General features: G+C 70.8%; 8 protein-coding genes. All 8 read left to right on the forward strand.

Features of this window, described 5'->3' with window-relative positions:
* Positions 1–1,254: 1,254 nt before the first annotated feature.
* The 8 genes from ABD067_RS21695 to ABD067_RS21730 all read left to right on the forward strand — a co-directional run bounded on the left by ABD067_RS21695 (position 1,255) and on the right by ABD067_RS21730 (position 11,143).
* Positions 1,255–2,403: an OprO/OprP family phosphate-selective porin gene (locus ABD067_RS21695; protein ID WP_343897502.1), complete on the forward strand. Its 1,149-nt coding sequence runs from the start codon at positions 1,255–1,257 to the stop codon at positions 2,401–2,403.
* A 394-nt stretch (positions 2,404–2,797) separates the two neighbouring features.
* Positions 2,798–3,616, forward strand: coding sequence for a phosphocholine cytidylyltransferase family protein (locus tag ABD067_RS21700; protein ID WP_343897495.1), 819 nt, complete (start codon positions 2,798–2,800; stop codon positions 3,614–3,616).
* Between the two features lie 39 nt (positions 3,617–3,655).
* Entirely contained in the window at positions 3,656–5,074 is a 1,419-nt protein-coding gene (locus tag ABD067_RS21705; protein WP_343897496.1) for an aminoglycoside phosphotransferase family protein, read from the forward strand.
* Entirely contained in the window at positions 5,071–6,156 is a 1,086-nt protein-coding gene (locus tag ABD067_RS21710; protein WP_343897497.1) for a CDP-glycerol glycerophosphotransferase family protein, read from the forward strand. Before ABD067_RS21705 ends, ABD067_RS21710 begins: the two co-directional genes overlap by 4 nt.
* Positions 6,153–7,247, forward strand: coding sequence for a CDP-glycerol glycerophosphotransferase family protein (locus ABD067_RS21715; RefSeq protein WP_343897498.1), 1,095 nt, complete (start codon positions 6,153–6,155; stop codon positions 7,245–7,247). The genes ABD067_RS21710 and ABD067_RS21715 overlap by 4 nt, the downstream gene beginning before the upstream one ends.
* On the forward strand, positions 7,240–8,496 hold the full coding sequence (locus ABD067_RS21720; RefSeq protein ID WP_343897499.1) for an MFS transporter: 1,257 nt from the start codon (positions 7,240–7,242) through the stop codon (positions 8,494–8,496). The genes ABD067_RS21715 and ABD067_RS21720 overlap by 8 nt, the downstream gene beginning before the upstream one ends.
* A gap of 333 nt (positions 8,497–8,829) precedes the next feature.
* Complete coding sequence (locus tag ABD067_RS21725; protein ID WP_343897500.1) at positions 8,830–10,482, forward strand: sensor histidine kinase; 1,653 nt, start codon at positions 8,830–8,832, stop codon at positions 10,480–10,482.
* Complete coding sequence (locus tag ABD067_RS21730) at positions 10,418–11,143, forward strand: response regulator transcription factor (RefSeq protein WP_343897501.1); 726 nt, start codon at positions 10,418–10,420, stop codon at positions 11,141–11,143. Before ABD067_RS21725 ends, ABD067_RS21730 begins: the two co-directional genes overlap by 65 nt.
* The last annotated feature ends 328 nt before the right edge of the window (positions 11,144–11,471 follow it).

The following is an 11,471-nucleotide window of genomic DNA, read 5'->3' on the forward strand; positions in this document are numbered from 1 at the left end:
AGCCGCCAGGGGGCAGACTACACCACCGGCGCCGGGCTTCTCGGACACCCTCTCAGCCCGATGGAGTTCGAGAAACAGGCGCGGGTGAGCTAAACTCAACGTCTATCAGACCGGCAGCAGCCCAGGGCGTGAATCGGGAGCGGGCGAACGTTCCGACCCCAGAAGTCTGACCATGCGCTAACCTGGCGCTCGCCGCGATTTAACCTTCGAGTAGAGTAGTCCTATCCAGCCCCACACCCCGGCCCAACCATGTCCGCCGTAAGTCTGCCATCGAACCGTCGTCCACCGGCCATGTGACCGTTACTTTTCTAATGGGTGCCGCCGCCGCCCGCCTGGAGGTCGAGCGAGGCGGGCGGCGGCAGGCCCGATCCGAGGACCGCAATCCCGAACCCACCAGGAGAACAGTGGCGAACAGCGGCACCGAACTCGACCTCGACGGCCCAGCCGCGGCGGTTCTGCCTCCGACCGGACCGACGGGGAGCCATGCGGGCACTGGAAGCTCTGTCAAAGCGCGACCCGAGGAGCCCATCCGGCCTTCGATCGGATCGAGCGGCTGTGCGGACCTCGTCCATTCCGACGCCTTCGACGGCATCCCCGTCCTGCTGGGAGACGGCTTCAAGGTCGGCGGGAGCCGCGCCTGGACGGTCTACCACGGCGCGTCCGCCTGCCGCCCCCCCGCGCGTCGAGGCAACCGGGGTGTATCGTCCTGGCGAGTCGCCCTCCTCGGCGCCGCGCGCCGTCTTGGATCGGAAGGTGGCCGCACCAGGGTGACGCTCCAATGGAGACCCCTCGCCAGCGGCAACCCTCGCCGCCGATCGGCGGTGCCGCCGTCAGGCGTCGTCCGGCCAAACGGGTCCGGGCGTGGTTGAGCCGTTCACCGTGGCCCGTGGCCGCGATCGCCGAAGCGGCACCGCCGCGGCGGGTCCGGCCGGGCCGTCGGCCACCGAGCGAGGCGGCACTCGCCCGTCCGCGGTCGTGCCGGGCAGCGAGGAGCTTGGAGAAGCACGCACACGGTCCGCGCGCCGAGAAACCTGGGCCTCGTGCCCTCCCTTCGATCGCCACGACGGCGAGGCGGTCGGGCCACCGCCGACACGCCGTCGGCAGCGGCGCAAGCGCCAAATCCCTTCGAGGCTCCGTCTCCTGACCGCCGCGGCAGCAGGGGCCGCGCTGGTCGCCTCGGAAGCCTTCTGCCAGGAGGCGTCTCCATCGGCGGAAGGCGGCGGGAGCCGGCGCAGCCAAGGGCCGCCGCGCGTGATGGGGTGGACCGAGCGGCTCGAATTCGCCACGCCGGACGGGGCCTTCTCCATCGGCCCGACCGGCAGAATCCACTTCGACGGCGCCTACGTCTTGGGGCCGGACGGGGATCGCGTCGGACCGCGCGGGCAAACGTCGCTCCGGCGCGCGCGCATCGGCGTCGAAGGGCGGTTGTTCCACGATTTCGAGTACGCCTTCCGCTGGAACTTCGCCGGCTACCCAAGCGAGCGCACCGGCCTCAGCCGGTTGAGCCTGGCCTATGTCGGGCTCGAGCCCTTCCGTTTCATCGCCGGCGCCATCAAGCCGCGCTTCACGCTCGAGGACTCGCAAAGCTCGAACAACATCCTGTTCCTGGAGCGCGCGGCGGCGGCGCGCGCCGCCTCGTCCCTCGCCGGCGGCTCGGCCCGCTACGCCGCCGGGGTCGAGGCGGGGGCCGAACGCGTGTTCGGCGCCGCGTACCTCACCGGGGGCGACGCTAACGTCAGCGGCGACGAGCGCCAGCGCGGCGCCCAGGTCCGTTTGGCCGGCACGCCGCTGCATGCCGGGGGCGCCGTGCTGCACATCGGCGCTTCCCTGTCATGGGTGTTCACGCCCTCCCTGTCCGGCGGCAGGCGCGCGGTCGACATCGACGAGCGGCCCGAGTTGCGCCCGGGGACCGAGCGGTTGCTGGACACCGGGGCGCTGCCCGCCCGCGGGGCCCGCACCGAGGGTGTGGAGTTGGGCTTCTCCCAAGGGCGCTTCTGGGCACAAGGAGAGTACCACCGCATCCTGGTGGACCGACCGGGCGGCCTTCCGCGAGCGCAATTCGATGGCTGGTACGCCCAAGCGGCTTATGTCCTCACCGGCCGCCCGCGCGCCTGGCGCGGCTCGCGCGGCGCCTGGGACCGCCCTAGGCCCGTGGCCGGCCTGGATCCGCGGGCCGGCGCGTTCGGCGCGGTCGAAGTGGGGCTGCGCTACAGCCGCCTCGACCTGGACCACAGGGACGTCCGCGGCGGCCGGCAGGGCATCTGGACCGCCGGGGCGAACTGGTACCCGGCCGATGACCTCAGGCTGACGCTGCAGTACCAGATCGGCGAAGCGGTGCCCGAAGGGGAAGACCGGACCCTGCGCTTCCAGGCGATCGGGCTGCGGCTACAGACGATTTTCTGACTGAAAGCGGCACTCAGCCCGGGCCGCCCAAGGTTCCGGCCCGGCGACGCCGGACCGCCGGAAATCTTCGGCAGCGGTAGGCTTTCGTCCTTCGGCCCGGCGCCGCCGGCCGGGCTGAGCGCCGTTCGAAAGCCGAACGACTAACCTGACTCTAATCTGACGCTTCGCGCCGTCTAATCCCCGGCTGCGTCAGTTCTATCCCGGCTCATGCGTCGGTCAAACCGGGACTGTCATATCACCGCAACCAAGCCGTCACCCGATCTTCGCGGATCGACACCGGCATCGCCCGAGGGGCGTTGCCGGCAGTCGGTCGCGTTGGCCGGGGATGCCCGGCTTCGCCGTCGCCGGCAGGCGCCGTAGCGGCAGCGACCCCGAACAGACCCGGAGCAACGTGATGGACAGGAACACTATCAGCTTCGACCAAGCCGCCGCAGACGGTCTCCGGACCGTCCTGCCCGCCGCGCGCAACGCCACCGAAGCGGTGATCCTGGCCGCCGGCCGCGGCTCCCGCCTCAAGCAGTTCACGGAAGCGAAGCCGAAATGCTTCGCCGAGGTCGGTGGGGCGCCGCTGATCGAGCACCAGTTGCGGGCGCTCGAGATGGCCGGCATCGAACGGGTTTCGGTGGTCACCGGATACCGGCATGACGACGTGCGTCGGGCCGTCCGCGGGCGTGCCCGGGTGATCCGGAACGAAGACTGGAGCGACACCAACAGCCTGTACTCCCTGTCGCTCTGCCGCGGGCGTGTCAGCGGTCCGATGCTGGTGATGAACTGCGACGTTCTGATCCACCCGCTGGCCTTGCAACGGCTCGTGGACGCCCCCGGCAGCGCCTTCCTCTACGACTCCTCCTCGGGCGATGCGGACGAGCACATGAAGGTGGAACTGGCCGGCGACGGCCGCCTCAAGGCCATGAGCAAGACGCTGCCCGCGGACCGGACCCACGGCGAGAATGTCGGGGTGCTCCACTTCGACTCCGCGGCCGCGAAAACGCTGTTCCGGGAGGCGGCCTGCGTCCTGGCCGAGGGCGACCGCAACGCCTGGATGGCGCGGGCCGTGGAACGCGCCGCGCGCTCGGTGCCGCTGCGCGGCGTGAACGTCGCCGATCTGCCGTGGATCGAGATCGACTTCCCGGACGACCTCGAGCGGGCCCGCACGCAGGTCTGGCGGCACATCGCCCACGCGTTGGCGCCGAGCGTGCGCCTCGCCGCCTGAGCATCGGGTAGCGCCCCAAGCGCGGCCGGAGGACATCGCATGAGCTACCGCCAAGACCCGATTCACCGGACCGTCCAATGGCTGCGCGGCCGGCGCCGCTCCCCGGCACAGCCGGGGACGACCTTCGCCGACGCCTGGAGCGAGGGGGCGCGCGTCCGACCCGGCGACGTCGAAGTTCGCCCAAGCCTGATCAACTACAAGCCCTTCGAACGGGCTCGCGTCGTGGCGGAAGTGACTCTCGTGCCGGGCCGGCCAGGCTCGCCGCCCGTGACGCTCAACCTCTTCCTGCACGTCTTCGCCGATCCCGAAGCGGCGCGCCGGGAAGCGCAGGCCTGCGCCGGTCCGGAACTGCCCGGCTGCTACGGACCGCCGTGCCTCCACATCGAGGACCGGCACCTGGTCGCTTGGGCGCTGCCGAACGCGCCCAACCTGCAGGAGCTGCGCGAGTTGCTGGACCCGGCGGGATTCCAGCGATTGCTGTCCCGCGCACCGGAATTGGCCGCCGCCTGCGGTTCGGCGCGCGGGCCGACGCTGGTGCGTTACGTCCCCCTGAAACGGGCTCTCCTGGTCTGGGACGGCGCCGCGGACGGGCGACGCCACTACGTCAAGCTCATCGACGGCCCGGCGGCGGCGGCGGCGGCCCTGAACCTGCGGGAACTCCACGCCAGGGCCGAGCACGGCGAGTTGGGCTTCGCGGTGCCCCGGCCTGTGCATTACAGCCCGGAACTGCACACGATGATCATGACCGAGTTGCCGGGCCGCCGCTTCACGGCCGTGATGCCTGCGTGCCGTCCGGCGGCGTTCGCGGAGGTGGGCAAGGCGGTGGCGAGCCTGCACCGCCTCGCCACGCGGCCCGTTTCCACTTGGTCCCCCGAGCGGGAGTTCGCCGACCTCCGGCGCCACATGCGGGGCGTTCGGCGCGCCCTCCCCGGACTCGCCGGGCGGCTCGACGCCTTGCTGGAGCGGCTCGCCCGGCCGCCCGCCCTCGCCGACGCGTCGCGCGTCCCGATCCACGGGAACCTCTTCGGCGACCAGATCCTCTACAACGACCGGGCTCCGGAAGGGCGGCGCGTCGGCGTCGTGGATTGGGACGCTTGGTCGTCCGGCGACGCGCACTTCGACCTCGGGCGGCTGATCGCCCATTTCCTCTATGTCGTTCGGCTCAGGAACCTGCCGGAGGCCGACGCCTCCGCTTGCGTCGGGGCGCTGTTGCGGGCGTATGAGGCGGCCGGTGGAGCCGCCATCAACCAACCGACCCTCGATTGGCATATCGCGGCGGCGCTCCTCCTCCGCGCGAAGATCTCATCCCTGCGCACGCTCCGCCAAGGCTGGCCGAGGCACCTCGAGCTGATGGTCGCCGAAGCCGAGCGCGTGCTGGGCGCCAGCGCTCCGGGCGTGCCGCGGAAGGCCCGGCGGAGCGCCGCCGCATCCATCCCGGCGGAGGCCGCGGCGCCATGACGACGCGCGTCCTGTTCACGGGCTACGCGCCCGTCCACTTCCTCTGCTTCCGGCCGATCTGGGATCGGCTGGCCCGCCGGCCCGACACCGAGGTCTTCGTCTCCGGCGGGCTCCGCACCGGCGCCGCCGGCGCCTTCGCCTACGACGGCGCCGGCCTCTACCGGCCGTTAGGCGTACCGGACGGCCGCATCCTGCCGGTGGAGGCCATCCAGTCGCGGACCTTCGACGTCCTGTTCTCGGCCAACAAGCGGATCATCGCGCCGCGCGGCAACTTCGGCACGCTGGTCCAGATGTTCCACGGCGTCTCCTTCCGCAACCGGGCGGTCCGGAGCGAGAGCCTGGACTATGACGCCCTGTTCCTCATCGGCCCTTACATGCGGCGGAAATTCGCCGAGCAAGGCCTCCTGGCCGAGGCCGATCGGCGGGGCGTGCCGATCGGCTTCCCCAAAACCGACCCGCTGGTCGCGGGGAACTTCGATCGGGCGGCGCTGCTCGCGCGCTACGGCTTCGACGGGAGCCGGCCCGTCCTGCTCTACGCGCCCACGGGAGAGGCCCACAACTCGCTCGAAACGATGGGCGAGGCCGTCATCCGGGACCTGTCCTCCTGCGGCCACTTCGACCTGCTCATAAAGCCGCACGACCACCCGAAGAACGGCCGCGATTGGTTCGCAGAGCTGGCACCGCTCGAAGGCCCCCACACGAAGCTGGCGCGCGACCACGACGTGGTCCCGCTGCTGCTGCTGAGCGACCTTCTGATCACGGACGCGTCCTCGGTGGCGAACGAGTACACGCTGCTGGACCGGCCGATCCTGTTCCTCGACGTGCCGGAGCTCCTGCGCGAGTCGCGCGAGAGCGGGGCCGCGCTGGACCTGGAGGGCTGGGGCCGCAAGGGCGGCGTGGTCGTCGAGCGCGCCGAGGACGCCGCCGACGCGACGATCGAGGCCCTGGCCGATCCCGGGCGGTTGGCCGATGTGCGACGGGCCATAGCGAAGGACCTGTTCTACAATCCGGGGCGCGCGACCGATGCGGCGATGGATTGGCTCGCGCGGCGGTTCCCCGCCTCCGAAAGGCTGGCGTCGTGACGGGGCGGCGGACCCTCATCGGCTATTTCCTGCGGCACAGCGGGAACCTGCACTACTTCGCCGCCATCAAGCCCTACCTCGACCACTTCATGCGCGTGGCAGGGGTCGAGAACCGCATCATCGTGGCACGCCCCCCGTCCGGACAGGAGACACCCCCGGAGATCGCGGACTACGCCCGCCTGTTCGCGGCGGACCTGCGCGTGGACGACTGCGACGTGGTGCTGACGCCGAGCTTCTTGCGGCCGGAGGACCGCCCCGGCCCCCGCAACCCGGCCACGCGCGTCGTGCAGATCTTCCACGGCATGTCCGACAAGCCATTCACCTACGAGAGGGACTTCGGCGACTACGCGCTCTGCCTGTGCGCGGGCCGGCGCCAGATCGACCGGCTGCTCGCCCACGAACGGAATCGCGGCATCCGCTGGGCCATGGTCGGCTATCCCAAATTCGACCGTTTCCCGACGGCGCCGCCGCTGTTCACCGACGGCCGGAAGACGCTCGTCTACTGCCCGACTTGGCGCAAGGGCGGCATAAGCTCCGTCGAGCGCTTCCTGGACGGGCCGGCGGCGGTGGCGGACCTGGCGCATCGCCACAACCTCATCGTCAAGCCGCACCCGAACATCTTCAATCCCGACCGGCCCCACTTCGACCGTTCGGTCGTCGAGCGCTTGGAGCGGCTGGAGCGGGTTCCGGGCGTCCGCCTCGTCCGTTCCGGGAACGTGATGCCGTGGTTCGCGCAGGCCGACCTCTTCATCGGGGACATCTCCGCCGCGGGTTACGAGTGGCTCTACTTCAACCGGCCGATGGTGTTCCTGAACCCGCGGCCGGCCGAATTGCGCGCCACCGCGGATCCGTATGGCCTGACCTACCTCTGGCGGTGCGGGGAGGTCTGCGACGAGGTCGGCCGCCTCGGGGCCGCGGTCGAGGCCGCGCTGACGGAGGACCGCCACGCCGCGGTGCGCGAGGCGACGCTGCACTACAGCGTCCACCATCCGCGGGACGGCCGGGCGCTGGACCGCGGGGCCGCGGCGATCCAGGCGCTCCTCCACGCCGGGGAGGTCCGGGCACCGGAAGAGGCGCAGCAGCATGCCTAGCGACGGCGCCGGGGGGCGGCTCACCAGCCCCGCCATGCTCGCCATCGTCGGCGAGGCGTTCCTGTCGCGCCTCGCCTTCGGCGTCATGGCCTTCGCGCTGCCGCTCTACGCGCGATCCCTGGGGATGGAACTGGCGGAGATCGCGGTCCTGGTCTCCGCCAACATGGCGGTCGCCATCTTGCTCAAGCCCTACGCCGGCCACCTCGCCGACAGGATCGGCCACAAGCGGGGCGCCGTCGCTGCGATCGCGGGGAGGAGCCTGCTCACGCTGCTCTTCGCCTTCGCCGGCACGGCTTGGCAGCTCTTCGGGCTGCAAACGGCGCGCGGCGTGGCGAAATCCCTGCGCGACCCTTCGATCAACGCCCTGATCGCCGAGCACGGCGGCAAGCGCCGCGTGGCCTCCGCCTTCGCGTGGTACAAGACGGCGACGAGCGCGGCGGGCGCGCTGGGCAAGGCGTTGGCGGGCGTGCTGCTCACGCTGACGGCCTCCAACTTCCCCCAGGTCTTCCTGGCGGCGTTCCTGCTTTCCATTCTGCCGCTGATCGCCGTTGTCCGGTGGCTCCCGGCGGCGCCCCCCGAAGCGGCGCGCGACGCGACGGCGCGACCGCCTGCCGGGCAGGGCGGGACGGCGGGGGCGGCGGGCATGCCCCCGGCCCGCTTGTGGCCCGTCATGGGGCTTGGCTTCATGCTCAGCGGCACGGCGAACATGCTCCGCAGCCTGTTTCCCATCCTGGCGGTCGAATACGGAGGGTTAAGCGAAGCCGAGACGGGGGTTCTCTATCTCCTGGCGACCGCGGTGACGCTCCTGGCCGGGCCGGCCTTCGGCTGGCTGTCCGACAACGTGAGCCGGAAGCTGGTGTTGATGGCCCGCGGCGTCGCCAACATCGCCGCCTCAGCCGTTTACCTGCTGTTCCCCTCCTTCGCCGGCTTCGCGGTCGGCAAGGCCGTGGATGAGGCCGGGAAGGCCGCCTTCAACCCCGCCTGGGGCGCCTTGATGGCCGAGATCTCCGGCCGGGACCGCGCCAGCAGGGGCCGGACCATGGGCTGGCTGGACGCGGCGGACGACGCGGGCGCCATCGCCGGGCCGCTCCTCGCCGGCCTGCTCTGGAGCGTTTGGGGCGTCGGCGTGCTGCTCGCCGTCCGGATCGGCCTCGCGGTCGCGACGGAGGTGTACGCCGTGCTGCTCTTCCAGCCGGCGAGGCGCGTCCTCGCGGCCGGCAACTCGGAGGCCGCGGAAAGGTCCCCTTGAGTCGGCGCCCGCCGGCTGTGGCCGACTGGGTGGGCCCGCGGCGCCACACGCGGGCAAGTTTCGGCTTTCTCTCCTTTTTCTAACCTGATGGCCGTCGGAGCACCGGATAGCGTGACACCGTATGTTGGCGACACCGGAGAGCCGGCCCCGATGGCGGCCACATCGCCCCTGTGGGCGTCCTCGCACGGGGCCGGCCGAGAGGCCGGCCGGGGTGAGCGCGTCGCGGAGGGTGCTGGAGGTGCGGATGAAACACGCGTTCCAAATCCAGGTGGGCGAACACCGGCTTGGTCGTTGCGTTGCGGAACCCGCCATGGAGGCGAGCCCCGCGTCCACATGAGCATCGCCTTGCGCGTTCGGTTGCTCCAGGCGGCCATCAGCGCAGCCATATTGGCGATGGCCGCAATGGTCTATTACGCCATGTGGTCCACGGATTATTACCAGAAGCGTGTAAAGTGGACGAACCACGAACTCGCGGCCATCAGCGCGCTGAAGAGCAACGCGAACCGCTTCGCCGAGCAGATCGCCGAGTTCCTTCTGATCGGGGAGCCCGAGCGGCCGGATTTATTGGGCGCCCGCGCCGAGCTGGAGGCGGGATTCGGGAGGGTCGAAGGGGTTATCAGGGGCGAGTTCGGCTTCCTCAAAGGCCGCCAGGAGGGGGAGGAGGACCTGGACGGGCTGCACCGGCTGGATCGGATGCGCACGCTCTACCAGGAAATCAACGTCGCGGTCGCCCACGCCTCCCAGCTCCGGGAAGAGGGCCGCCAGGACGAGGCCATCCTTCTGTTCCGCCGGGAGATCGAGAACCGCCTCGACGTGGAGTTCGACGCTCTCCTGACCGGCGCGATCCTCGACGAGGAGGAGGAGGTGCGCCGGACCGAGAGGAGGGCGGACGAGCTGTGGCACCGGCTCGCGCTGGCGACGGCGATCGTCACCTTGATGGCCATCGCGGCGAGCCTGGTTTCGGGCATGTTGATCGCCCGGTCGCTGCGGCGCCCCATCATGCTCCTGGCTGACGGCACGGAAGCGGTGGCCCAGGGACGCCTCGACCACCGCATCGACTACGACGGCCGCGACGAACTCGGCACCCTCGCGCGGCGCTTCAACGCGATGGCCGCCACGCAAGAGGAGCAGCGGAAACTCCTGCTGGGCGCGCGTTCGGAGCTGGAGCGGCAGGTGGCCGAGCGGACCGCGGAACTCGCCGCCGCGAACAAGCGATTGACCGACATCAACAAGCTCCGGATCCGGTTCCTCGCGGATATCAGCCACGAGCTCCGCACGCCGCTGACGGTGCTGCGCGGCGAGGCGGAGATCGCGCTCCGGCACGGCCCCAAGCCGGAGACGGTCTACTGCGACACCCTCGAGCGGATCGTCGCGCAGGCCTCGGACATGACGCGGCTCGTCGAAGACCTCTTGTTTATCTCGCGCTCCGAAACCGACACGCTCCGGTTCGAGATGCGGCCCACGGTCCTGCCGCGCCTCGTCGCGGAGGCGGTGCGCGAGGTGGAGGTGCTGCGGCGGCGCAACCGGCTCACGATCGAGGCCAAGTACCCGCCCTGGCCGATGCGCATCGAGGCCGATCCGCAGCGCTTCAAGCAAGCGGTCACCATCCTCCTGGACAACGCCGTGAAGTACTCCCCTGCGGGGCGGGCGGTGACCGTCGAAGTGGCGGCCGCGGACGGCCACGCCGAAATCTCTGTGCGGAACGAGGGCGAGGGCATCCCGGCGGAAGAACTGCCGCACGTCTTCGATCGCTCCTACCGGGGGCGCGCGCCCCATGCGTCCAGCCAACAGGGCAGCGGGCTCGGCCTTGCCATCGCGAGATGGCTGGTCGAGAAGCACGGCGGCGAGATCGCCATCATCAGCGGGGAGGGCCGCTTCACGGAGGTCCGACTGCGCGTCCCAATGGCGGAGGCGGCTTCGGATGGCGAAGATTCTGATGGTCGAGGACGACCCCAGGATAGCGAGCTTCGTCAAACGCGGGCTTGAAGCCGAGGGCCACACGGTCGACCTCGCCACGGACGGCGAGACGGCCCTGGAGATGGCTCGCGGCCTTTCCTACCCGCTGGTGGTCCTGGACCGCATGCTGCCCGGGATGGACGGCCTCGAGGTTTGCCGGACGCTCCGGCTGGAGCGGCGCGACTGCTGCGTGCTCATGCTCACGGCGAAGGACGGCGTGAGGGACAAGATCGATGGGCTCAAGGACGGCGCCGACGACTACCTGACCAAGCCCTTCGCCTTCGACGAGCTGGTCGCCCGCATCGACGCCCTGCTCCGGCGAGCGTCCAAACCCGCTGCGGAATTGGTGCTCAGAGTCGCGGATCTGGTCCTCGACCCCGGCGTCAAGCAGGTCCGGCGCGGCAGCCGCGAGATCGCCCTGACCGCCAGGGAATTCACCCTCTTGGCTTACCTGATGGCCCATGCGGGCACCGTGGTGAGCCGCGCACGGCTGCTCAGCAACGTTTGGGAGATCAGCTTCGACCCGGGGACGAAGGTGGTCGACGTGTACATCCGCTACCTGCGGCAGAAGATCGACGCGGATGGCGAGACGCCGCTGATCAAAACGGTGCGGGGGTTCGGCTACATGATCGCCGGCGAGCCCGATGGCTCCGGCGACCGGAGCGCGCCACAAGATACAGGACCCCCCTGACGGCCCGGCTGCCGTCCGGGCGGCTGGCGCGCTCCGCCGGTTCGGATTCCGCCGGGCGTCGCCCGGCACGGCAGGAGGCCGCCGGCGCGAGGCTGTGCCACGGCCCCGGTACGCGTCGGCTCAGCGCCATCGGTGACGGATTCCTGGCGGCCACGCCCCGGCGGCGTTGGCGAGCGCGGCGCGCCGGGCGCCGGGCGCCGGGCGCCGTGCACAGGTTAGAGAGGCGCGAGCCGCAGGCTAGAAGTTGGAGAGGAGCGCGCGCGGCGCTTGCCTCCGTAAGCGTCAGCCGATCTACGCGGCTGTACGCTCGATGGTGAAGTTCCAGGGC

This window comes from Craurococcus roseus, assembly GCF_039523795.1.
GTDB classification, from domain to species: domain Bacteria; phylum Pseudomonadota; class Alphaproteobacteria; order Acetobacterales; family Acetobacteraceae; genus Craurococcus; species Craurococcus roseus.